Genomic DNA, 21,781 nt, shown 5'->3' with positions numbered 1-21,781 from the left:
AAGATATCCGCCGCCCGGCGGATGCGCGGCGGTGCGGGAAGCGGCGGCCGAACGGGCGGCAGGGGCCGTGCGGTGAGCGGTCGAACGGTGCGACGAATGGCACGACGAACGGTCGCAATCGCGCGTCTGTTCCGGTGACGGGAGCGGCCGTGTCGCTTGACACGCCAGGGGCCGGGCTATGGATTCATTCGTCCTATAGTCATATAAAACGGAAGTCGGTCCGATGGCGAAGAGAAAGCTGCGAGGGGTGGCGGCCACGGCCGCGCTGCTGATCCTGGGCGTCACCGCGTCCACCGGATGCGCCGGCGGCCCGCCGACGGCGCGCGTGCCCGCCCCGGAGGGAGAGCTGGCGGGCGGCGCGGGCCGCCAGCAGCGGGGCTTCACCCTCGTCGCGTCGGGCGACGTGCTCCCGCACGCGTCGATCATCCGGCAGGCCCGCGCCGACGCGGGCGGCGACGGCTACGACTTCGCGCCGATGTTCACCGGCGTGAAACCCGTCGTCTCCGAGGCCGACCTGGCGATCTGCCACATGGAGACGGTGTACGGCCCCGACGGCGGCCCGTACACCGGCTATCCGAACTTCCAGTCGCCGCCCGAGGTGGCCGAGGGGCTGCGCGCCACCGGCTACGATTCCTGCTCCACCGCCTCCAACCACACCCTGGACGCGGGCGCCGAGGGCATCGACAGGACCCTCGGCGCGCTCGACAAAGCCGGCATCAAGCACACGGGCTCGGCGCGGACGGCGGCCGAGGCCCGGAAGCCCGCCTGGCTGAAGGGCGGCACCGCCAAGGTCGCCCAGCTCGCGTACACCTACGGCACGAACGGCTATCCGCTGCCCGAGGAGCGGCCGTGGGCGGTGAACCTGATCGACCGGGAGAGGATCGTCGCCGACGCGCGGGCGGCCAGGAAGGCGGGCGCCGACGTGGTCGTCGTCTCGCTGCACTGGGGCACGGAGTGGCAGGACGACCCCGACGAGCAGCAACTGGAGCTCGGCAGGGCGCTCACCGCGTCGAAGACCGGCGACCGCCCCGACATCGACCTGATCCTCGGTACGCACGCGCACGTCCCGCAGGCGTACGAGAAGGTCAACGGCACCTGGATCGTCTACGGCATGGGCGACCAGGTCGCCGGGGCGATGGTCGACCACTCGGGCGCGTACGACCCGCGCGGCAACCAGGGCACCATCGGCCGCTTCACCTTCGCCCCGCCCGCACGGCCGGGGCAGCGCTGGGACGTGCGCAAGGCGGAGTTCATCCCGCAGTGGTTCGACACGCAGGAGGGGCGGGCGGTGAACCTCAGCACGGCGGTCGCGGGCGGCGCGGACCACACGGAGGTACGCGACCGGATCCGCCGGATCGTCCTCGGCCGGGACGCGGCCGAGGACGGCCTGAGGATGGGGAAGTAGCCGGAGCCGCTACTCCTCGCCGCGCGTCTCCACCGCGGGCGGTGTCTTCGCCATCGCCGACTTCCGGTACGAGTAGGCGAAGTAGACGACCAGGCCGAGCGCGAACCACGCGGCGAAGCGGAGCCAGGTCTCCCAGGCCAGGAACGTGATCAGCCAGAGCGAGAACACCACCCCGATCGCCGGCACGAACGGCATGCCGGGAGTGCGGAAGCCGCGCGGCAGGTCCGGCTGCCGGTAGCGCAGCACGATCACCGCGGTGCACACCACGGCGAACGCCAGCAGGATCCCGATGTTGGTCAGTTCGGCCGCCTCGCCGATCGGCAGGAACCCGGCGATCAGCGCCGAGGCGACCCCCACGATCCAGGTCACCCGGACCGGCACGTGCCGCGTCGGGTGCGTCTTGGCGAACCAGCGGGGCAGCAGCCCGTCGCGGCTCATCGAGAACCACACCCGGGTGACACCCAGCATGAAGGTGAACATCACCGTGAGGATGCCGATGATGGCGCCCACCGCGATCACGTCCGCGAGCGCACCGAGCCCCACCGACTGGAACGCGGTCGAGAAGCCGCTCTCCGGGTCGATCTCCGTGTAGTTCTGCATGCCGGTGAGCACCAGGGTGGCCAGGACGTACAGCACCATCGAGATCGCGAGCGAGTACAGGATCGCCTTCGGCATGTGGCGCTGCGCGTCCTTGGACTCCTCGGCCGCCGTCGACATGGCGTCGTACCCGAAGACGGCGAAGAACACCGTCGCCGCACCGGTGAAGGCCCCGCCGACCCCGAACGGGAAGAAGGGACTGTAGTTGCCGGTGCTGACGTGGAAGAAACCGACGACGATCACGAGCAGCACGACCAGGACCTTCAGCACCACCACGATCGTCTCGAAGCGCGCGGCGCTCTTGATGCCCAGCGTCAGCAGGTACGCGATGAACAGGCACAGCACCGCCGCGAACAGGTCGACCTTGTGGCCTGCGCCGGTGCCGGGCGCGCCCAGCATCCAGACGGGCAGTTCGGCTCCCATGTCCTCGATCAGGAAGTTGAAGTAGCCGGAGATGCCGATCGCGACCACCGCCACGATCGCCGTGTACTCCAGCAGCAGGTCCCAGCCGATGAACCAGCCCGCGAGCTCACCGAGGACCGCGTAGCCGTAGGTGTACGCCGAGCCCGCCTTCGGGATCATTCCCGCGAACTCGGCGTAGGAGAAGGCCGCGGCCGCGCTCGCCACACCCGCGATCAGGAAGGAGATGAGCACCGCCGGGCCCGCCGTGCCGTTCGCGACCGTACCGGCGAGGGTGAAGATGCCCGCGCCGATGATGCCGCCCACGCCGATCGCGGTGAGCTGCCAGAGGCCCAGGGTCCTGGTGAGTCGCTCCCCGGCGTCGCCCGGCCCCTCCTCCTCGATCTGTTCGATCGGCTTGCGGCGCAGTACGCCCCGTCCCGTCCGGAGTCCGGCCATGAGTGATCCCTCCGCAGGCGACTGTCGGCTGATGGCGGGCTCATGATGACCCGGGGGAGGCCGGGGCGAAAGGCGGCGTACGCCAAGTGGAGTCCTGGTCCGCCGCGGTTACGGTACGACGGTGACGGGCCAGCGCCCCGCCTTCACCAGCCGCAGCGCCACCGAGCCGATGAACCGGTGGCCCGCCGACTCCGAGGCCCCGACGACCACGGCGTCCGCCTTGAGCTCGTCGGCCGCCGCCACCAGGCCGTTGTACGGGTCGCCGCGGAAGGTGTGGAACTCCCAGCGCACCTCGAAGGTGCCCTTCGCCCGCTCCGCCGCGGTGCGGACCTCCGCCATCAGGTCCTGCGCGATCTCCTCGGCCGTGTCCGCGAGCGGCACCCCGACCCCGAGCGCGGCCCCGGCCGGCATCAGCGGCTGTACGTAGACCAGAGCCAGCAGCGCGTTCTGCCGGCGGGCGAGGCCCGCCGCGTACGCGGCCGCGCGGAGCGAGGAGTCGGATCCGTCCAAACCCGCGACGATCACCTTGGGGCCGTCGGTCCCGCGTTCGAACCGGTGGCGCTGCTGCTCTGTCACAGCAGGGAGGTTATCCGGCACCGGCGGGCTCGTCCCATCGGGTGCTTCGGCCGCCGCCGCCGGTGTGGGCCGGGCCGCGGGGCCTGCGGCCGTGCGAGCTATAAGTCATGAAAAATGATCAGATTAATCCGGGGCGCCGGGCGATGCTCCGCCTCGCCGCCTGCCTGGGAGCCGCCACCGTCGTGCGGTTCCTGGGCCCGGACCGGGCCGAGGCACCGAGCCGCTTCCCGTCGGGGCCGCCGCCTGCGGCGGGGCCGCAGGCGGCCCCGCCGGTCAGGGCCTCGGCGTACCGGTTGCGGCCCATGACGGCGTACGCACCGCCCAGTTCCGTGCTCGTGCGCCCGCCGGTGCGCCGGCGGCCCTTCCTGCGGATGGCGGGGATCGGCCGCTCCATGGTGCTGACCTTCGACGACGGACCGGACCCGCGCTACACCCCGGCCATCCTGCGCACGCTGCGGCGCTACGACGTACGCGCGATGTTCTTCGTGTGCGGGGAGATGGCCGTCCAGAACCGGGACCTGCTGCGGGAGATGGCCGACGACGGGCACGTCGTCGGCAACCACTCCTGGTCCCACCCGTTGATCCCGCGGCTGTCACCGGACGGCATCCGCTCCGAGCTGGGGCGGACGAGCGAGATCGTCGAGCGGACCGTCGGGGACGCCCCCGACTGGTATCGCGCGCCGTACGGCGCCTGGAACCGCCGCTCCTTCGAGATCGGCGCGGAGCTGGGCATGGAACCGCTCGGCTGGACCGTCGACACGCTGGACTGGCGCGAGCCGGGCGCCAGGGCCATCGTCCGCCGGGTGCGCGACGGCGCGGGCCCCGGCGTGGTGGTGCTCTCGCACGACGCGGGGGGCGACCGGCAGCAGAGCGTGGCGGCGCTGCGGACGTACCTGCCGCAGCTGCTCGACGCGGGCTACCGCATCACGGTCCCCAGCACCGCGCCCCGGGCGTGAGTGCCTTCCGGGTGCCTTCCTGACCGCTGTCCCCGGATCTCCGCCTGGTCGTCACCCGTCAGCGGGTGGCGACCAGGTGGGCGAAGGCGACGACGTTGCCGGTGTAGCCGTCCGTCTTCGAGTAGCCGCCGCCGCAGGTGATCACGCGCAGCTCCGGCCGGCCCGTGTCGCCGTACACCCGGGGGCCGGGGAAGTTCTCCTTCGAGAAGACCTCGACGCCGTAGATCTTGAAGACCGCGACGTGGCCGTCGTAGCGGGTCACCTCGATGCGGTGGCCCTTCTTGAGCGAGCCCAGGTTGAAGAAGACCGCGGGCCCGGCGGCGTTGTCGACATGGCCGACGATCACCGAGGTGCCCCGCTGGCCTGGGGAGACACCGTTCTGGTACCAGCCCGCGAGGTTGGGGTCCTCCGGCGGCGGCGCGTCGATCCAGCCCTCCGCATCGAGCCCCACGTCCACGATGGGCGCGTCGACGCGGATGTCGGGAAGGCGGATCCGGGAGGCCGGGGCGTACGGCAGGGGCCGGAGGGAGGGAGTGAGGGTCGTGGCCCCGGCGGTGTCGGGGCGGGGAGTGTCCAGGGCGGCGGCCGACGCGGGCTGCGGGGGCCCGAGCGAGACGTCGACGCCGTTGCGCATCAGCGCGAGGCCGGTGAGCATGACGAGGGCCAGGACTCCCCACGGTGAGCGTTTTCTCGGCTCCGAGCCGTTGTACTCCTGGCCCATGGTGCTCCCTTCGACGCGTCTGTACGGACGCTAAGTGCGGGGGGTGGGGGCGGCGAGGCGTGAGGGGCGAACGGGTGGCGCGGCGACCCGGGTGGTCCATCCGTGGCGCATCCGTGTAACTCGTCGTACAAGATATCTGACGGTGTGTGACCTGCGACTCCGTCAGTTCCGGACGTGCCGCACCGGCGTGTCGCCTCACCGGGGTGGACCAGTCCCGAAATGCAGGATTTGTGGACCGAGGTGAGTGTTCGTCATGGGAGGCGTTCTCGTCGACCTTCCCGGAGCACCGCTCCGGGGCGCCGCCCATGGAGGTTCTACGATGCGTGTTCCACGCGCCTGCCTGGTGACCGTGACGGCCTGCGCGGCGGTCGGACTCGTCGCCCCCACCGCTGCCGCCACCAACGGCCCGCGCAACGTCAACGTCAATCCGTACTCGGTCCACCAGGGCGCCGTGATGACGATCAGCGCCTCGGGGTGCGGTCACGGCGGTACCGTCACGTCCAACGCCTTCAAGAAGCCCGCCCGCCTTCCGGCCAGCGACACCACGTCGTACGCCACCGCCAAGATCAAGCACAACGCCACTCCGGGCCACTACAACCTGGCCGTCAAGTGCAACGACAACCCGAGGGTGGCGACCCACCCGTTCACCGTTCTCGAGGGCCGCGGCGCGCAGGGCGGCATCGGCGGGTCCCTCGGACCCTCCGACACGGAGATGAAGGTCGGGGCCGGTCTTGTCGCCGCGGCGGCCATCGGCGGCGGCCTCTTCATCGTGCGCAGGCGCCGCCTCAACCACGCCGGGATCTGAGCGCTGCCCGGCTGCCGGCGAGTCCGTATGTGTGTGAACGCCCGTCGCCCCGTGTCCTCGTCAGGACGCGGGGCGACGGGCGCGTGGGGCGGCCGGCCGCCGCACGGCCGGCGGTCAGTGCTGTCGGTTGCTGCTGCTGCGGCGGCGGCGCAGCACGAAGACCGCGCCGCCCACGGCCGCGGCGACCAGTGTGGCGCCCGCGGCGATCTCCCCCGCGTTCATCCCGCCGACGCTGCCGCCCACACCGCCCCTGGCCGGGCCGGCCGGGGTGGTGGTCGCGCTGGTGGGCACGGCGGTGGTGGCAGTGGCGGTGGGCGTGCGGGTGGGGCTGGCCGTCGGGCTGGAGCCGCCGGTGATGGTGAGGTCCGACGTGTCCGTCTCACCGTTGCAGGCGTACGTCACGAGGTAGACGGCACCGCGTCTGGCATCCCAGTCGACCGTGGCTGTCGCCGTTCCTCCCATGGGGATCCTGGTGGGGTCGAACACCGCGGAAGACGCGATCGCGTCACCGTTGCAGCCCGTGACGGCCAGAGTGACCTGGCCGCCCGGGGCGATGGTGGAAGGGGTGGCGGTGCCGGACACCACAGGCGCCTTGCCGTCCACGGCCGTGGCGGCCGGGGTGGTGAACGAGAGAGCGGCGAGGCCGAGCGCGGCGGCCGATGCGAGACGTATCGCGCGCATGGACAATCCTCCGGGTCCTCGAGGGGCAGCGGCGGAATCTTTATCCACACATGGCAGGAAATGCTCCTCGATACCCCACACGCTAGGAGCGACGGTGGCGGCGCGCGATCACAGTCGCGCAAATGGGGCATCGGGGCGGGCCGGCCGGCGTACCGCCGGGACCCGTCACCCTGGGGAGGTGCCCCGCTTCAGCGAAGATCCGGCCCTGCGGCCGCCGCCCCGGCAGCCCCTGACGTTCAAGGGCCGCGCGGCCACGGCGACACTCCACCAGGACCGTGTCGAGATCCGGCGCAGCCGTCTGGGAAGCCCGGCGGGAACAGGGGCGCCACGGTGGCGCTCACCGACGTGGTGAAGATCCTCAGCAGGGAACCGACGCTCCTCGTGAGCGGTTACGTCTTCCTCGCGACGGATGCCGGCCCCGGCCGGCTGCGGGACTCCGCCTCCCGGCCGGCCGGGAGGATCGCGGGAAACCCGCACACGGTCGTGTTCACCTGGACCCAGTGGAAGTCCTTCACCGGCTTCCTGGAATCCGCCGACGCGACGTGGCGGGCGAACTGAGGACGCGGTCACCGTCGGTGGCGGGCGGCCGTACGGTGTCACGCCGGCGGGGTCACCCGGACGCGTTCGGGAGCAGGTCGAGGAGCGGTGAGGCGGTGGCCGAGAGGCCGCGGCCGAAGGGGGCGTCGAAGTCCCAGATGAGGAAGAGCAGGAAGGCGATCAGGGCGCTGTAGAGGCCGGCCAGGAGGAGTTCGCGCGGGGTGCGGCGGATCTGGAGGGCGAAGATCAGGCCGACCGCCACCAGGGCTCCGATGATCAGACCGAACCAGACCACGCCGGGCATGGTGGCCTCCGCGCCCTGGCCCCGGACGCTCCTGGCGTCGTCGACCGCGGCCACCTGGTCGACCAGGGGCTGATAGGCCTGGCCTTCGTGATCGGTCTTCGGCACATAGTCGGTGACGTCACGGCGCACTTGGTCGAGGAGTTCGGTGCCGCGCTCCGAGAGGCTGCCGTGGTCGGCCATGTGGCGCCATTCGGTGTGGACGACGTACGTCACGTACGCGTCGACGTCGTCGCGGATGCGGTCGCGGACCTCGGCGGGGTAGACCTCCGAGCGGGCACTGATCTCGCGCAGGGCCTGGGCCTCCTGGCGTACCGACTCCTGGGCGGCGCTGCGGCCCTCCCAGACGCCGGCGATGGCGAGGCCCAGGACGATCGCGTAGACCACGCCGATCATCATCGTCATGTACTCGATGACGTCGGGCGTCTCGGACGGGTCGTCGTCATCGCCGACGCGGCGGTTGTTGATGACCGTGATGGTGAGGACGACCGCGCAGGCGGCCGCCATCGCGATGCTCAGAACGAGCCATTCCGACATGGGGTTCTCCGTCGGCTAGCGGGAGCGGGGGCGCAGTACGGCGGCGGCGAATACCGCAGGGGCCGTGACCAGGAGGGTGAGGGAGACCAGGGACGGTCCGGTGTCGGGCTCCTTGCGGGTGGCCTTCCGGTACACGGGAAGGGCGACCGGGGTGGTGGCAGGTTTCGGCCGGGCGGACGGAGTGGGCGTCGGAGTGGGGGCGGGGTTGGGGGTGGGCACGAGGGAGGGCTTGGGGGCGGGCGGTGTTGGTGCGACGGGTGGGGGAGGCGGTGGCGGCGGAGGAGGGGGCGCGGGTGCCGGTTCGGCGGGCGGAGGTGGCGGCGGTGGCGGCGGCTCCGGGGAGGGCGGCGGTGGCGGCGGCTCCGGGGAGGGCGGCGGTGGCGGTGGCTCCGGGGAGGGCGGCGGTGGTGGAGGCTTCGGGGAGGGCGGCGGTGGCGGTGGCTCCGGGGAGGGCGGCGGTGGTGGTGGCTTCGGGCAGGGCGGCGGTGGTGGTGGCTTCGGGCAGGGCGGCGGTGGCGGTGGAGGCTTCGGTTTCGGGCCCGCCGTGCAGGTCCCACTTCCTGCCACGGCGACCGCCGAGCCCGACGACGCCTCACCGTTCGGCGAAATGGAGGCGTACGCACAACTGTCGGCCGCGGACGGAACAGGGCTCAGCAGCAGCCAGGTCAGGGTGGTGGCGGCCAACAGGCGTCCCAGAGGCGGAGAGTGCACGTCGGGAATCATGGTCGGAGTGCGCCTCCAGCGCGCCGTAACTGCTCCTGATTCCCCTGATGGATGGGACTTTCACGGTTTTGCGTTCGTGATCGCCCTGCCTGTGCATCGGAGATCCTGGGGAATTTCGCGAACGCTTTGAACACCCGGGTGCCCTTCGCCCGTACCTAGGGCCATGAGCGACGCACTGCAGCGTCGCGACTCAACCCCGGTGCACAGGAGTCGACATGAAGACCTGGCGGAACGTCTCGCTCGCGGTGACGGCGGCAACTGTGATGGTGCTGACGGCGGCGTGCGGTCAGGACAGGGCGACCGAGTCTCCCAACGGCCAGTCCGTGGGCAATGCCAACCCCGCGCGACAGCCCGCGGGGAACGGCTACGGCTCGGGCAACGGCTACACCGACGCACCCGGTGGACAGGCCGCCGCACCCAGGGCCGCGGGCCGGCTCGCCGTCTGGGACAGCGAGAAGCTCGGCAAGGTCGTCACCGACAGCAGGGGTTTCACGCTGTACCGGTTCGACAAGGACACCGCCAGTCCGCCGAAGTCGAATTGCGACGGCGACTGTGCGAAGGCCTGGCCGGTCGTGCCCGCGGGTGATGCCACGGCCGCCCCCGGCACCGATGCCTCGGCGCTCGGCGAGGTGGTCAGGGCCGACGGCGCCAAGCAGCTCACCATCGGCGGCCGGCCCATGTACCGCTTCGCCAAGGACACCGGACCCGGCGACGCCAAGGGCCAGGGCGTCGGCGGCACATGGTTCGCCTCCGCCCCCGACGGGAAGAAGGCCGCACCGGGCGCGGCGGACGGCACGCGGGACGACGCCGCCGAGAACCCCTCCGGCCTCGCGGGCATGTCCGTACGCGAGGACCCCGACCTCGGCGACGTCGTGGTCGATTCCAAGGGGATGACGGTCTACCGGTTCAAGAAGGACTCGGCCTGGCCGATGAGGACGGCCTGCACCGGCGCCTGCCTGGACAAGTGGCCGGTCGTCCCGCCGGTCGGGAAGAACGACACCGACGGCATCCTCAAGAAGGGCTTCGTCGTCTTCGACCGCCCCGACGGTGTCCAGCAGCAGACGATCGACTGCTGGCCCGTCTACACCTTCTCGGGCGACGTGAAGCCGGGTGACACCAACGGCCAGGGGGTCGGGGGCACTTGGTACGCGGTCTCGCCCGAGGGCAAGCTGGTCGGCGCGCCCGCTTAGTTCCGACGGCTTCCCCACGCTGTGGTGCCCGGCCGGGGCCGGCCCGTCCTTCCGCTTCGTGCGGTGGGCGGGCCGGTCGTATGTGTCGCACATGCCTGTGGAGTGTGACCCAGAACGGACCGCCAATTTCCGTTTTTGCTCGCTCTGATGCCTGCCGATCAGTAGCCTCGGCTCGAACGCCGGTCTTGGCCATGACCGGACGTCCCGTGGCGACGAGTTGGAGACATTGATGGAGCGACCCGCCTGGGCACCTCAGGGCATCGACCTCTCGGTGCCGAGCGTGTCCCGGATCTACGACTTCTACCTGGGCGGTTCGCACAACTTCGAGGTCGACAGGGAGGCGGCCCGCAAGGCCATGGAGTTCATGCCGGGCCTCCCGAAGGTCATGCAGGCGAACCGGGCGTTCATGCGCCGCGCGGTGCGCTTCGCGGTCGGCGAGGGCATCACCCAGTTCCTCGACATCGGATCCGGCATACCGACCTTCGGCAATGCCCACGAGGTCGCCCAGGCCGCCGACCCCGAGGCCCGCGTGGTATACGTCGACCACGACCCGGTCGCCGTCGCGCACAGCCGGGCCGTGCTCGCGGGCAACGACCGGGCCGGCATAATCGCGGCCGATCTGCGCAAGCCGCAGGAGATCCTGAACGACCCCGTGGTCGGCGAACTCATCGACCTGGACCGGCCGGTGGCGCTGCTGCTCGTCGCCGTACTCCACTTCGTCGAGGACGCCGACGATCCGCAGGCCGCCGTCGCCACCCTGCGCGACGCCCTCGCGCCGGGAAGCGTCGTGATCCTGACCCACGCCTCCTACGAGGGGATCCCGATCCCCGAGGAGCAGGCGGGCGGCACGGTCGGGGTCTACAAGGACATCAAGAACCCGCTGGTCATGCGCTCGCGCGAGGAGGTCGCACGGTTCTTCGAGGGGTACGCGATGGTCGAGCCCGGACTCGTCCCGATGCCGGACTGGCGGCCCGAGATCCCGGCCGCGCAGGAGGATCCGTACGCCTACTCGGGCTATGCAGGGGTGGGACGCAAGCAGTGAGCGTGCCAGCACAGGCGCCGGGGCCCGGATCCGGGACGGACGCCGAGCAGGGAGCCGCGGGCGGCCCCGACGACGGACCCGGCGACAGACTCGACGACAGGCTCGGCCGGTTCGCGACGATCTGGAGCCGGGCCGTCTTCCCCGTCACCGCCACCTCCATGACCCGCCCCGAGGTCGAACGGCACCTGCTGCCGCTCGCCCGGAAGCTGAGCGAGGCTCTGCACCGGCGGCCCTTCGACACCACGCCCGCGTACGAGGTCGGCGCCGCCCTGGTCGCCGCGCACTGCACCGACCCGGACGCCCTCGTCCGTACGCTCGGAGTGGTCGACTCCTACCTGGTGCTGTACTGCGCCGGGGAGGACGACTCGCCCGTCGGGACCGAGGAGCAGCGGGCCCGCTGCGCCCGGCTCCAGCACGCCGTCGCCGCCGGTTTCGCGCAGGCCCTCCGTGAGCGGACCCTCGCCGAGCAGGAGGCCCTCGCACGGTCGTCGCTCCTGGCGAGCACCGAGGCGCAGAAGGCACTGCACGCCACCGAGACCCGGTTACGCGCGGTCTTCGAGGGCGCGGCGATCGGCATCGGCATCGCCGACCTCGACGGCAACATCCTGGAGGTCAACGACGCGCTCATGCGGATGTTCGGCGGGCTCGGTCACCACGTGCGCGGCAAGAAGGTGAGCGAGTGGGTCCACCCCGAGGACACGCCCCACGTATGGCGGCTGTACGGCGAACTGGTGCGGGGCGAACGCGAGAACTACCGCGTCGAGAAACCGTACTACCGCACCGACGGCACCGTCCTGTGGACCAATCTGACGGTCTCGCTGCTGCGCGACGCCGACGGGAAGCCGCAGTACCAGCTGGCGCTCATGGAAGACACCACCGAGCGGCGGCTGCTCAATCTGCGGCTCCGCTACGAGGCCACCCACGACGCGCTGACGGGTCTGCCCAACCGCACGCTGTTCTTCGAGCGCCTGGAGAAGGCGCTGTCCGCGGGCGACGGCATGCGCTTCGGCCTGTGCTACCTCGATCTCGACGGCTTCAAGGCGGTCAACGACAGCCTCGGCCACTCGGCGGGCGACCGGCTCCTCGTGGAGGTCGCCGACCGGCTGCAGAGCTGCGCGACGGCGCCCGGCGAGATGGTGGCCAGGCTCGGCGGTGACGAGTTCGTGGCGCTGACCACGGGCCCCGACACCCGCCGGGAGGTGGACGAGCTCGCCACCCGCATCCTGACCGCGCTGTCGGCCCCGATCCGCATCGAGGGCCGTGACCTGACCGTACGCGGCAGCATCGGCATCGTCGAGGGCCCGGCGGGCGAACGCGGTCCCGCCGAGGTGCTGCGGAGCGCCGACATCACCATGTACCGCGCCAAGTCGGCGGGCGGCAACCGCTTCGAGACGGCCGACGCGGAGGCGGACGCCCGCGCCATCACCCGGCACGGACTCACCAACGCCCTGCCCGCCGCGCTGGAGCGGGGCGAGTTCTTCATCGAGTACCAGCCGCTGGTGCATCTCGGCGACGGCAGTGTGCACGGCGCGGAGGCACTGGTGCGCTGGTGCCACCCGCAGCACGGCGTCCTCGGCCCCGACCGGTTCATACCGCTCGCCGAGCACACCGGGCTGATCGTGCCGCTCGGCCGCTGGGTGCTCGAAGAGTCCGTACGCCAGGCCAGGTTCTGGCAGAAGCGCCACTCCGACGGTGGTCCGCTGCGCATCAACGTGAACCTCTCACCGATGCAGCTGCGCCACCCCGGTCTGGTCTCCGACACGGTGGACGTGCTGGAGCGGGCGGGGCTTGAGCCGAGTGCGCTGTGCCTGGAGGTCACCGAGTCGGCGCTGATCGGCGCCGACGACGACCTGCTCAAGCCGTTGCGCCGGCTCGCCGAGATGGGCGTGGACATCGCGCTCGACGACTTCGGCACCGGCTACTCCAACCTCGCCAATCTGCGCAGGCTGCCGGTGAGCGTGCTCAAGCTGGACCGTTCCTTCACCCGGTCCATGCAGCAGCATCCGGCCGACACCGTCGACCTGAAGATCGTCGAGGGCATCGTGGCACTGGCACACAGCCTGGACCTGGACGTGACGGTGGAGGGCGTGGAGACGGGCGCACAGGCCGCGCAGCTGCGCGCGCTGGGCTGCGACACCGCGCAGGGCTGGTACTACGCCAGGCCCGGGGCGCCCGACCGCATTCACACCTTGCTGCTGGCCGACGCCGTCTGACGGACTCGGGAAGCGAGGAGGACGTTCTGCAGCTCGCGGGCCGCGCGCGGCGGGTCCACGTCGCTGCGGTGCGCGAGGGCGATCGTACGGCTCAGGCCGGGCCGGGCGAGGGGCGTGACCCGCAGGTCGCGCCCCGCCCGCGCGGCCACCATGCGGGGCACGACCGCGAGCCCGAGCCCGGCCCGTACGAAGCCGAGCACGGCGTCCATCTCGCCGCCCTCCACCGTGAACGACGGCTCGAAGCCCTCGGCCCGGCAGGCGGCGACGGTCAGCTCGCGCAGGTCGTAGCCGTGCCGGAACATCACCATCGGCTCGCCCTCCAGGTCGGCGACGCGTACGGACCTGCCGTGTCCGGGACGGGGGACCGACGCGGCGGAGACCACCACCAGGTCCTCGTGCAGCAGCTCGACGGTGGTCAGGGCGGGGGACGGCGTCGGCAGCGGCAGTACGACCAGGGCGAGGTCGAGCGCGCCGCGCGCCAGTTCCCGTACGAGATCGTGCGAGCCGCTCTCCTCGATCAGCAGCTGGATGCCGGGATGCAGGTCGTGGAAGGTGCGCAGGACGTCGGGGAGCAGCCCCGTGCACAGGCTCGGCGTCGCGCCGAGCCGCACCCTGCCGCGCCGCAGCTGGGCCAGCTCCTGGACCTCGTGGCGGGCGGTGTCGGCGTCGGCGAGGATGCGCCGGGCCAGCGGCAGCAGGGCCTCGCCGGCGTCGGTGAGGGCGATGTTGCCGCGGGCGCGGGTGAAGAGGTCCGCGCCCAGTTCCTTCTCCAACGCGCGGATCTGCTGGGAGAGGGACGGCTGGGAGACGTGGACCTGCTCGGCGGCGTGCGTGAAGTGCAGGGTCTCGGCGACGGTCACGAAGTAGAGGAGCTGCTGGAACTGCATGGCACCACCCTAGCCGCGATAGGCCAAGCCTATGGATATGAGCCGAACCATGTCTTGGACCTCTGATGCCTCCGGGCCTTAGCGTCAGCGGCATGGCACTGGCTACGCGGACGGAACGGCAACCGTCTCTCACGCGCTCCTTCTGGGGATCGACCGTCGGCAAGAAGACGGTGATGGCCGTGAGCGGCCTGATCATGCTGATGTACCTGGTCGCCCACATGCTCGGCAACCTCAAGATCTTCTTCGGTTCCGGCGAGTTCAACGCCTACGCGCACTGGCTGCGGACCATGGGCGAGCCCCTCCTGCACTACGAGTGGGCGCTGTGGGCCGTGCGCGTGGTGCTGCTCGCGGCGGTGGTGCTGCACGGCGTCGCGGCGTACCAGCTCAGCAGGCGCGACATCGCCGCGCGGCCGAGCAAGTACGTGCACAAGCGGCGACGGGCGAGCTACGCGACGCGCACCATGCGCTGGGGCGGGATCATCCTCGCGCTGTTCATCGTGTGGCACCTGCTGGACCTGACGACGCTGACGGTGAACGAGAACGCGCAGCCGGGGCGCGCGTACGAGAACGTCGTCGCGACCTTCTCCACCTGGTACGGCAACGTCATCTACCTCGTGGCGATGCTCGCCGTCGGACTGCACGTGCGGCACGGCTTCTGGAGCGCCGCGCAGACGCTGGGCGTGGGGAACGCGCGGCGCGACCGGATCCTCAAGACCGTGGCCAACGGCCTCGCACTGGTGCTGACCGCCGGATTCGTCTCCGTACCGGTCGCCGTCATGACTGGAGTGGTGGGCTGACATGAGTGAGTACACGCGGTACGCCGGCTACACGGCCTACACGACCGGTGCGCCGGTCGCCGACACCAAGGCTCCCTCCGGCCCGGTCGCCGAGCGCTGGGACACCCGCCGCTTCGAGGCCAGGCTGGTCAATCCGGCCAACCGCCGCAAGCACACCGTCATCGTCGTCGGGACGGGCCTGGCGGGCGGTGCCGCCGGCGCCACGCTCGCCGAGCAGGGCTACCACGTCGTCCAGTTCTGCTACCAGGACTCCCCGCGCCGCGCCCACTCCATCGCCGCGCAGGGCGGCATCAACGCTGCCAAGAACTACCGCAACGACGGGGACTCCGTCCACCGCCTGTTCTACGACACGGTCAAGGGCGGCGACTTCCGCGCCCGCGAGTCCAACGTCCACCGCCTCGCCCAGATCTCCGTCGAGATCATCGACCAGTGCGTCGCGCAGGGCGTACCGTTCGCGCGTGAGTACGGCGGCCTGCTCGACACCCGCTCCTTCGGCGGCGTACAGGTGTCCAGGACCTTCTACGCCCGGGGCCAGACGGGGCAGCAGCTCCTCCTCGGCGCCTACCAGGCGCTGTCGCGGCAGATCGCGGCCGGGAACGTCGAGATGCACGCGCGCACCGAGATGCTCGACCTGATCGTCGTCGACGGGCGGGCGCGCGGCATCGTGGCCCGCGACCTGATCACCGGCCGCGTCGGCACGTACTTCGCGGACGCCGTGGTGCTCGCGAGCGGCGGGTACGGCAACGTCTTCTACCTCTCCACCAACGCCAAGAACTCCAACGCGACGGCGATCTGGCGGGCGCACCGGCGCGGCGCGTACTTCGCCAACCCCTGCTTCACCCAGATCCACCCCACCTGCATCCCGCGCTCCGGCGACCACCAGTCCAAGCTCACCCTGATGAGCGAGTCGCTGCGCAACGACGGCCGCATCTGGGTCCCCAAGGCGCAGGGCGACACCCGCCCGCCCGCCGACATCCCCGAGGACGAGCGCGACTACTACCTGGAGCGGATCTACCCGTCCTTCGGCAACCTCGTCCCGCGCGACATCGCCTCGCGCGCCGCGAAGAACGTCTGCGACGAGGGGCGCGGGGTCGGCCCCGGCGGGCAGGGCGTCTACCTCGACTTCGCCGACGCGATCCGGCGCCTGGGCCGGGGGGCCGTCGAGGAGAAGTACGGCAACCTCTTCGAGATGTACGAGCGGATCACCGCCGAGAACCCGTACGAGGTGCCCATGCGCATCTACCCGGCGATCCACTACACGATGGGCGGCCTGTGGGTCGACTACGACCTCCAGACCACCGTCCCCGGCCTCTTCGCCATCGGTGAGGCCAACTTCTCCGACCACGGCGCGAACCGCCTGGGCGCGTCCGCGCTCATGCAGGGCCTGGCCGACGGCTACTTCGTCCTGCCGTCCACCATCAACGACTACCTGGCCCGCAACCCCCACCACGACGACGTCGACGGGAGCCATCCGGAGGCGGTGCGCGCGGTCGCGGAGACCAACGACCGCCTGGAGCGGCTGCTCGCCGTCGACGGCGACCGCACCCCCGACTCCTTCCACAAGGAGATCGGCGAACTCCTGTGGGAGTACTGCGGAATGGCGCGCACGGAGGAGGGCCTGCGCAAGGCGCTCGGCCGCATCCCGGAGATCCGCGAGGAGTTCTGGCGGCGGATCAAGGTGCCGGGCACGGGCGAGGAGCTCAACCAGTCGCTGGAGAAGGCGAACCGCGTCGTCGACTACCTGGAGCTGGCCGAGCTGCTCTGCCTCGACGCCCTGCACCGCACCGAGTCCTGCGGCGGCCACTTCCGCGAGGAGAGCCAGACCGAGGGCGGTGAGGCGGCCCGCAGGGACGAGGAGTTCTCGTACGCCGCCGCCTGGGAGTTCGCGGGTACGGGCCGGGCCCCCGTACTGCACAAGGAAGCCCTCGAATTCGCCTACGTCCACCCCACCCAGCGGAGTTACGCATGAGGCTCACCCTGCGCGTCTGGCGCCAGCGCAATGCCGAGGAACCCGGCGCCATGGTCACGTACGACCTGGACGGCATCTCCGAGGACATGTCGTTCCTGGAGATGCTCGACACGCTCAACGAGAAGCTGATCCTGAGCGGCGACGAGCCGGTCGCCTTCGACCACGACTGCCGCGAGGGCATCTGCGGCGCGTGCGGCGTCGTCATCAACGGCGACGCGCACGGCCCGGAGCGCACCACCACCTGCCAGCTGCACATGCGGCACTTCGAGGACGGCGACACCGTCGACGTCGAGCCGTGGCGGGCGGGCGCCTTCCCGGTGGTCAAGGACCTGGTGGTGGACCGGTCGGCGTTCGACCGGATCATCGGCGCGGGCGGCTACATCAGCGTCCCGACCGGCGCCGCCCCCGAAGCGCACGCCACGCCCGTGCCCAAGGCCGACGCCGACTTCGCGTTCGAGCACGCCGAGTGCATCGGCTGCGGCGCGTGCGTCGCGGCCTGCCCCAACGGCTCGGCGATGCTCTTCACCTCGGCCAAGGTCAACCACCTGAACGTACTCCCGCAGGGGGCACCCGAACGCGAGACCCGGGTCCTCGACATGGTCTCGGCCATGGACGAGGAGGGCTTCGGCGGCTGCACCCTGGCCGGCGAGTGCGCCACCGCCTGCCCGAAGGGCATTCCGCTGCCGTCCATCGCGGCGATGAACAAGGAGTGGCTGCGGGCGACCAGGAAGGCATCGCGCCGCTGACCCGACGGTTTGGTGGTTGTGGGCATGTCACCAGCTGCTGTTAATCTTCCCCCGCGAGGTCGGGAACGGCTGGCAAGCGGGGGAAGATGGCCGGGCAGGCGCACCAGGGTGGCTACCGCGTCCAGAGGAGCGGGATGGACGCCGAGGCCGACAAGCTCGACCAGGCGGGCGACGACGCCGGTGACATCGGCGCCGCTCTCCAGGAGCAGCTCTGCTACACGCCGGACGCCCTCGGCGGCTCGGACTCCGGCCCGGCGTTCAACGACTTCTCCCAGGCGTGGCAGGCCGAGGCCGAGGTGCTGGAGAGCGCGCTGCACGAGCTGGCCGACAAGGTCCGTATCTCCAAGGCGAACTACCACGGCGCCGACCTCAGGACCATGGACGAGCTCCAGGCGAGCGGTGGCGGAATGACGACCATGCCGGCGCCGGCGCATGCCGGGCCCGCACCCGGCATGCGCACCATGCCGGCTCCCGGACCGCCTCCTCCGGGTTCGCCCCCGGTCGGCCTCGCCGACTTCGGCTGAGCGCCGCCTCCGCCCGCTGCTCCCCGTCGACTGCTCCGAACCGAATACCGCAGGCCGCGAAGCCATGCCCGCCGCAGGCTAATCCACCACCGACCGCCGGGAGAAGCTCGTCGGCCACCACCGGGCCATCGCCGGCGCCGACGACAAGAACACCCTCATCGAGGCCGTCCAGAACGCCCTGAACGTCTCGGCGCCCGTCGGCTCGCCCAGCACGCTCGACGACATCGCGAAGCGGTACGCCCAGCAGGCGGAGGCGGCGCGGGACGTCCAGGAACGGGTCGGGCAGATCGCCCTCAAGGGCCTGCCCGACGCCTACGCCGTCCACCTTCCCGCCGAGTGAGGAACTCCTTCATGCGCAATCGACTCGCAGCCGCCCTCGCCCTGCCGCTGTCCGCCCTGGCCCTGGCCGGCTGCGGGCTCCCCGGTCCCGAGACCTACGAGGTCGACGAGAGGACCGTCGAGGTGGACGCGGGTGACGAGTTCCCGCTGTCCCTGCCGGCCGGCCCTTCGACGGGCGAGAACTGGTACGTGGCCGACCCGCGTCCCGACCGTGATGTCGTCCGGCTCCAGGGCCAGGACGAGGAGTACGAGGGCGACGACGGGAACGTCGGCGGCGGCGGAACGCAGTCCTTCACCTTCCGGGCGGTCGAGCCGGGCACCACGAAGATCAAGCTGCTGTACTGCCGGCTCGGCAGATGCAATGCCGGTTTCGGTGACCCCGCGCCGTCGCCCTCGCCCTCGGAGTCGCCGTTCCCCGTCGCGAGTGGCTCCCCCGGCGAGCACGACCGCGAGTACTTCGTCTACACCGTCACCGTCCGATGACCCGATCCGAGGCCCCCATGGACCCCGCCCCCCGCCCCACCAGGACCGACGACGACTGCGCCCGCCTCGACACCGCAACGATGCTGCGCTACGGCATCCCCGCCGAAGGCCCGCACCGCACCGCCCTGTTCGGAGACGGTGCCATCGGGGCCGCGGTCGTACTCGACCGGCTCGGTGTCCTGCCGCGGTCCGTGGCGTTCCTCGCCGAGGTCGTGCGCAGTGGCGGTGTGCGGTACGCGTCCCGGCTCCCCGAACTGCTTCCGGGCCAGGCCGCCACGGACACCGTCCGGCTGTGGCTGGAGCCGGCCGGGACCGTGGCCCGTCCGGTCGTCGGCGACGAGACCACCGCCCGCTGGCTGGAGTCCGTGGCCGAGCTGATCGGGCTGCGCCGCACCAGCCGCGCCCCGGGGCCGCTGACCGGCGTTCAGACCGCGGGCCGCAGCTCCCGGGCCAGGTACGGGGCCGTACGGCTGCCCGGCGCCTTTGCCACCTCGGCCGGCGGCCCGGCCGCGACGATCCGACCGCCCTCGTCACCGCCGCCGGGGCCGAGGTCGATCACCCAGTCGGCGCCCGCCACCACCGCCATGTCGTGCTCGACCACGATCACCGTGTGGCCCTGGTCCACCAAGCCGTGCAACTGCCGCATCAGCACCTCGACATCGGCCGGGTGCAGCCCGGTCGTCGGCTCGTCGAGGAGGTAGACGGTGTGGCCCCGGCGGGTGCGCTGGAGCTCGCTCGCCAGTTTGATGCGCTGCGCCTCGCCGCCCGACAGCTCCGTCGCGGGCTGTCCGAGCCGCAGATAGCCGAGTCCGACGTCGAGGAGCGCCCGGAGGCTGCGTACGGCGGCGGGGGTGTCCGCGAAGAACCCGGCCGCGGCCTCGACGGTCAGGTCGAGCACCCCGGCGATGCTGAGCCCCTGGAACGTGACCTCCAGGGTCTCCGGGTTGTAGCGCGCGCCGTGGCAGTCCGGGCACGGGGTGTACGTACTCGGCAGGAAGAGCAGCTCCACCGAGACGAACCCCTCGCCCTGGCACGTCTCGCACCGTCCGCCGGCCACGTTGAAGGAGAACCGCCCCGCCTTGTACCCGCGCGCCCGTGCCTCCTCCGTGCCGGTGAAGAGCTTGCGCACGACGTCGAAGAGTCCGGTGTACGTCGCCAGGTTGGAGCGGGGCGTACGTCCGATCGGGCGCTGGTCGACCTGGACCAGCCGCTCCACGGCCTCCAGCCCTTCGGCCGAGGCGCACCCCGCCCCCGGCTCCGCCCCCCTGTTCGTCCGGTCCGCCAGGACGCCCGCGAGCACCTGCCCGACCAGGGTCGACTTCCCGGAACCCGACACACCCGTCACGGCGGTGAAGACCCCGAGCGGGAACTCGGCGTCCACGCCGCGCACGTTGTGCCGCTCGACACCGTTCAGCCGCAGCAGGCCCGAGGGCGTGCGGACCTCGCGCGGCGCGGCGGGCCCGCGGCCGAAGAGGAAGCGGCGGGTCGCCGATTCGGCGACCCCGGCCAGACCGGCGGGCGGGCCGCTGTGCAGCACCCGGCCGCCGTGCTCGCCCGCCTGCGGACCGACGTCGACGAGCCAGTCCGCGCTGCGCATCACGTCCAGGTGGTGTTCCACGACGAAGACCGAGTTGCCCGCCGCCTTCAGCCGGCCGAGGACGACCAGCAGGGCCTCGGTGTCGGCCGGGTGCAGCCCGGCCGACGGCTCGTCCAGTACGTACACGACGCCGAAGAGCCCCGAGCGCAGCTGTGTCGCCAGGCGCAGGCGCTGGAGTTCGCCGGAGGAGAGCGTCGGCGTCGTACGGTCGAGGCTCAGATAGCCGAGCCCCAGCTCGGTGACGACCGCGATCCGCGCCAGCAGGTCGCCCGTCAGGACGCGCGCCGCCTCGCTCCCGTCGGGCCCGTCCGGTGCCGACGCCGCGGAGTCCAGCACGCGTGCGAGCGCCGACAACGGCAGCCCGGCCAGCTCGGCGATCGTCCGGCCGCCGAACGTGACCGCGAGCGCCTCGGGGCGCAGCCTGCTGCCGCCGCACACCGGACACGGCTCGGCGGTCAGGAAGCGCTCGGCCCTCGCCCGCAGGGTCTGGCTCCTGGAGTCGGCGAAGGTGTGCATGACGTAGCGCCGGGCGCTCATGTACGTGCCCTGGTACGGGCGCTGGATGCGGCCGGCCTCGCGCACCGGGTGCACGGTGACGACCGGCTGCTCGTCGGTGGAGAGGATCCAGTCGCGGTCCCGCTGCTCCAGCTCGCGCCAGGGCCGGTCCACGTCGTACCCGAGCGCGTCCAGCACGTCGCGCAGGTTCTTGCCCTGCCAGGCGCCCGGCCAGGCCGCGATCGCGCCTTCCCGGACGGAGAGCGACGGGTCGGGTACGAGCAGCTCCTCGCTGGTGCGGTGGACGCGGCCGAGGCCGTGGCATTCGGGGCACGCACCGGCCGCCGTGTTCGGCGAGAACGCGTCCGAGTCGAGGCGGGCCGCGCCGGGCGGGTACGTGCCCGCGCGCGAGAACAGCATCCGCAGCGAGTTGGAGAGGGCGGTGACCGTCCCGACCGAGGACCGCGAGGTCGGCGCCGACCTGCGCTGTTCCAGCGACACGGCGGGCGGCAGACCGCTGATCTCACCGACCTTGGGCGCGCCGGCCTGGTGGATCAGGCGGCGGGCGTACGGCGCGACGGACTCGAAGTAGCGGCGCTGGGCCTCGGCGTAGATCGTCCCGAAGGCGAGTGAGGACTTCCCGGAACCCGAGACGCCGGTGAAGACGACGAGCGCGTCACGGGGGATGTCGACGTCGACGTGCCGGAGATTGTGCTCGTCGGCGCCGCGCACGCGCACGTACGGGTCGTGGGCACTGTGCATCGGGGGCTCCGTACGCGGGGACTGGTGCGACGAACGGCTC

At 71.7% G+C, this 21,781-nt stretch carries 21 protein-coding genes; 12 read left to right on the top strand and 9 right to left on the bottom strand.

Translation table 11 applies throughout. The features are described from left to right. Positions 1-223: 223 nt before the first annotated feature. Positions 224-1,405 carry a CapA family protein gene (locus BN1555_RS02885; protein WP_093797565.1) on the top strand — a complete coding sequence of 394 codons (1,182 nt, stop codon included), beginning with the start codon at positions 224-226 and terminating at the stop codon, positions 1,403-1,405. A gap of 9 nt (positions 1,406-1,414) precedes the next feature. Here BN1555_RS02885 and BN1555_RS02880 read toward each other — a convergent pair whose 3' ends face one another. Both BN1555_RS02880 and BN1555_RS02875 read right to left on the bottom strand, forming a co-directional pair. Beyond that, a complete protein-coding gene (locus BN1555_RS02880; RefSeq protein ID WP_093797563.1) occupies positions 1,415-2,860 on the bottom strand; it encodes an amino acid permease in 1,446 nt (481 codons plus the stop codon). Positions 2,861-2,968: 108 nt separating this feature from the next. Further along, complete coding sequence (locus tag BN1555_RS02875) at positions 2,969-3,436, bottom strand: universal stress protein (RefSeq protein WP_093797561.1); 468 nt, start codon at positions 3,434-3,436, stop codon at positions 2,969-2,971. A gap of 107 nt (positions 3,437-3,543) precedes the next feature. Here BN1555_RS02875 and BN1555_RS02870 point away from each other — a divergent pair, with 107 nt between their 5' ends. Continuing rightward, on the top strand, positions 3,544-4,392 hold the full coding sequence (locus BN1555_RS02870) for a polysaccharide deacetylase family protein (protein WP_093797559.1): 849 nt from the start codon (positions 3,544-3,546) through the stop codon (positions 4,390-4,392). Between the two features lie 58 nt (positions 4,393-4,450). On the opposite strand, the gene BN1555_RS02865 is transcribed toward BN1555_RS02870, so the two are convergent. Continuing rightward, positions 4,451-5,113: a class F sortase gene (locus tag BN1555_RS02865; protein WP_093797557.1), complete on the bottom strand. Its 663-nt coding sequence runs from the start codon at positions 5,111-5,113 to the stop codon at positions 4,451-4,453. Positions 5,114-5,432: 319 nt separating this feature from the next. Here BN1555_RS02865 and BN1555_RS02860 point away from each other — a divergent pair, with 319 nt between their 5' ends. Then, positions 5,433-5,918, top strand: a complete 486-nt coding sequence (locus tag BN1555_RS02860; protein ID WP_093797555.1) for a hypothetical protein — start codon at positions 5,433-5,435, stop codon at positions 5,916-5,918. Between the two features lie 114 nt (positions 5,919-6,032). Here the strand turns inward: BN1555_RS02860 and BN1555_RS02855 are convergent, their stop codons facing one another. Further along, on the bottom strand, positions 6,033-6,599 hold the full coding sequence (locus BN1555_RS02855) for a hypothetical protein (protein ID WP_093797553.1): 567 nt from the start codon (positions 6,597-6,599) through the stop codon (positions 6,033-6,035). Positions 6,600-6,929: 330 nt separating this feature from the next. Here BN1555_RS02855 and BN1555_RS02850 point away from each other — a divergent pair, with 330 nt between their 5' ends. Continuing rightward, entirely contained in the window at positions 6,930-7,157 is a 228-nt protein-coding gene (locus BN1555_RS02850) for a hypothetical protein (protein WP_093797551.1), read from the top strand. Positions 7,158-7,209: 52 nt separating this feature from the next. On the opposite strand, the gene BN1555_RS02845 is transcribed toward BN1555_RS02850, so the two are convergent. Both BN1555_RS02845 and BN1555_RS38405 read right to left on the bottom strand, forming a co-directional pair. Continuing rightward, entirely contained in the window at positions 7,210-7,974 is a 765-nt protein-coding gene (locus BN1555_RS02845) for a bestrophin-like domain (protein ID WP_093797549.1), read from the bottom strand. A gap of 15 nt (positions 7,975-7,989) precedes the next feature. Continuing rightward, positions 7,990-8,193, bottom strand: a complete 204-nt coding sequence (locus tag BN1555_RS38405) for a hypothetical protein (protein WP_141662802.1) — start codon at positions 8,191-8,193, stop codon at positions 7,990-7,992. A gap of 719 nt (positions 8,194-8,912) precedes the next feature. On the opposite strand from BN1555_RS38405, the gene BN1555_RS02835 reads away from it, so the two are divergent. The 3 genes from BN1555_RS02835 (at position 8,913) to BN1555_RS02825 (ending at position 13,142) form a co-directional block, all read left to right on the top strand. Further along, positions 8,913-9,887, top strand: a complete 975-nt coding sequence (locus tag BN1555_RS02835) for an SCO0930 family lipoprotein (protein WP_093797547.1) — start codon at positions 8,913-8,915, stop codon at positions 9,885-9,887. Positions 9,888-10,116: 229 nt separating this feature from the next. Then, complete coding sequence (locus BN1555_RS02830) at positions 10,117-10,929, top strand: SAM-dependent methyltransferase (RefSeq protein WP_093797545.1); 813 nt, start codon at positions 10,117-10,119, stop codon at positions 10,927-10,929. Positions 10,930-10,931: 2 nt separating this feature from the next. Beyond that, a complete protein-coding gene (locus tag BN1555_RS02825; RefSeq protein ID WP_093797543.1) occupies positions 10,932-13,142 on the top strand; it encodes a putative bifunctional diguanylate cyclase/phosphodiesterase in 2,211 nt (736 codons plus the stop codon). On the opposite strand, the gene BN1555_RS02820 is transcribed toward BN1555_RS02825, so the two are convergent. After that, a complete protein-coding gene (locus tag BN1555_RS02820) occupies positions 13,112-14,029 on the bottom strand; it encodes a LysR family transcriptional regulator (RefSeq protein WP_093797541.1) in 918 nt (305 codons plus the stop codon). The two genes, BN1555_RS02825 and BN1555_RS02820, sit on opposite strands and share 31 nt — an antisense overlap. Before the next feature lie 92 nt (positions 14,030-14,121). Between BN1555_RS02820 and BN1555_RS02815 the strand changes: the two genes are divergently transcribed. The 4 genes from BN1555_RS02815 to BN1555_RS02800 all read left to right on the top strand — a co-directional run bounded on the left by BN1555_RS02815 (position 14,122) and on the right by BN1555_RS02800 (position 18,065). After that, the gene (locus tag BN1555_RS02815; protein ID WP_093797539.1) at positions 14,122-14,826 is read left to right on the top strand and encodes a succinate dehydrogenase; all 705 of its coding nucleotides are present in this window, start codon (positions 14,122-14,124) and stop codon (positions 14,824-14,826) included. A 1-nt stretch (position 14,827) separates the two neighbouring features. Next, positions 14,828-16,795, top strand: coding sequence for a fumarate reductase/succinate dehydrogenase flavoprotein subunit (locus BN1555_RS02810; protein ID WP_093797537.1), 1,968 nt, complete (start codon positions 14,828-14,830; stop codon positions 16,793-16,795). After that, positions 16,792-17,541, top strand: a complete 750-nt coding sequence (locus BN1555_RS02805) for a succinate dehydrogenase/fumarate reductase iron-sulfur subunit (RefSeq protein WP_093797535.1) — start codon at positions 16,792-16,794, stop codon at positions 17,539-17,541. The genes BN1555_RS02810 and BN1555_RS02805 overlap by 4 nt, the downstream gene beginning before the upstream one ends. A gap of 134 nt (positions 17,542-17,675) precedes the next feature. Then, positions 17,676-18,065: a hypothetical protein gene (locus BN1555_RS02800; protein ID WP_093797533.1), complete on the top strand. Its 390-nt coding sequence runs from the start codon at positions 17,676-17,678 to the stop codon at positions 18,063-18,065. 78 nt (positions 18,066-18,143) lie between these two features. On the opposite strand, the gene BN1555_RS02795 is transcribed toward BN1555_RS02800, so the two are convergent. Further along, a complete protein-coding gene (locus BN1555_RS02795; RefSeq protein ID WP_093797531.1) occupies positions 18,144-18,362 on the bottom strand; it encodes a hypothetical protein in 219 nt (72 codons plus the stop codon). Between the two features lie 54 nt (positions 18,363-18,416). Between BN1555_RS02795 and BN1555_RS02790 the strand changes: the two genes are divergently transcribed. Next, entirely contained in the window at positions 18,417-18,887 is a 471-nt protein-coding gene (locus BN1555_RS02790) for a protease inhibitor I42 family protein (protein ID WP_093797529.1), read from the top strand. A gap of 424 nt (positions 18,888-19,311) precedes the next feature. Here BN1555_RS02790 and uvrA read toward each other — a convergent pair whose 3' ends face one another. Beyond that, on the bottom strand, positions 19,312-21,741 hold the full coding sequence (uvrA, locus tag BN1555_RS02780) for an excinuclease ABC subunit UvrA (protein WP_093797527.1): 2,430 nt from the start codon (positions 21,739-21,741) through the stop codon (positions 19,312-19,314). Positions 21,742-21,781 lie beyond the last annotated feature (40 nt).

The organism is Streptomyces sp. Wb2n-11 (genome assembly GCF_001049855.1).
In the GTDB taxonomy this organism is placed as follows: Bacteria; Actinomycetota; Actinomycetes; order Streptomycetales; family Streptomycetaceae; genus Streptomyces; species Streptomyces altiplanensis.
The sequence above is the reverse complement of the archived record's forward strand: the minus strand, read 5'-3'. Positions and strand labels throughout refer to the sequence as shown.

Excerpts from the sequence above, each read along its gene's own strand:
- BN1555_RS02845 (WP_093797549.1), bottom strand. The coding sequence starts at position 7,974 with ATGTCGGAATGGCTCGTTCTGAGCATCGCGATGGCGGCCGCCTGCGCG.
- BN1555_RS02860 (WP_093797555.1), top strand. The coding sequence starts at position 5,433 with ATGCGTGTTCCACGCGCCTGCCTGGTGACCGTGACGGCCTGCGCGGCG.
- BN1555_RS02790 (WP_093797529.1), top strand. The coding sequence starts at position 18,417 with ATGCGCAATCGACTCGCAGCCGCCCTCGCCCTGCCGCTGTCCGCCCTG.
- BN1555_RS02880 (WP_093797563.1), bottom strand. The coding sequence starts at position 2,860 with ATGGCCGGACTCCGGACGGGACGGGGCGTACTGCGCCGCAAGCCGATC.
- BN1555_RS02800 (WP_093797533.1), top strand. The coding sequence starts at position 17,676 with ATGGACGCCGAGGCCGACAAGCTCGACCAGGCGGGCGACGACGCCGGT.
- BN1555_RS02885 (WP_093797565.1), top strand. The coding sequence starts at position 224 with ATGGCGAAGAGAAAGCTGCGAGGGGTGGCGGCCACGGCCGCGCTGCTG.
- BN1555_RS02820 (WP_093797541.1), bottom strand. The coding sequence starts at position 14,029 with ATGCAGTTCCAGCAGCTCCTCTACTTCGTGACCGTCGCCGAGACCCTG.
- BN1555_RS02865 (WP_093797557.1), bottom strand. The coding sequence starts at position 5,113 with ATGGGCCAGGAGTACAACGGCTCGGAGCCGAGAAAACGCTCACCGTGG.
- uvrA (WP_093797527.1), bottom strand. The coding sequence starts at position 21,741 with ATGCACAGTGCCCACGACCCGTACGTGCGCGTGCGCGGCGCCGACGAG.
- BN1555_RS02830 (WP_093797545.1), top strand. The coding sequence starts at position 10,117 with ATGGAGCGACCCGCCTGGGCACCTCAGGGCATCGACCTCTCGGTGCCG.
- BN1555_RS02805 (WP_093797535.1), top strand. The coding sequence starts at position 16,792 with ATGAGGCTCACCCTGCGCGTCTGGCGCCAGCGCAATGCCGAGGAACCC.
- BN1555_RS02835 (WP_093797547.1), top strand. The coding sequence starts at position 8,913 with ATGAAGACCTGGCGGAACGTCTCGCTCGCGGTGACGGCGGCAACTGTG.
- BN1555_RS02870 (WP_093797559.1), top strand. The coding sequence starts at position 3,544 with ATGAAAAATGATCAGATTAATCCGGGGCGCCGGGCGATGCTCCGCCTC.
- BN1555_RS02810 (WP_093797537.1), top strand. The coding sequence starts at position 14,828 with ATGAGTGAGTACACGCGGTACGCCGGCTACACGGCCTACACGACCGGT.
- BN1555_RS02815 (WP_093797539.1), top strand. The coding sequence starts at position 14,122 with ATGGCACTGGCTACGCGGACGGAACGGCAACCGTCTCTCACGCGCTCC.
- BN1555_RS02855 (WP_093797553.1), bottom strand. The coding sequence starts at position 6,599 with ATGCGCGCGATACGTCTCGCATCGGCCGCCGCGCTCGGCCTCGCCGCT.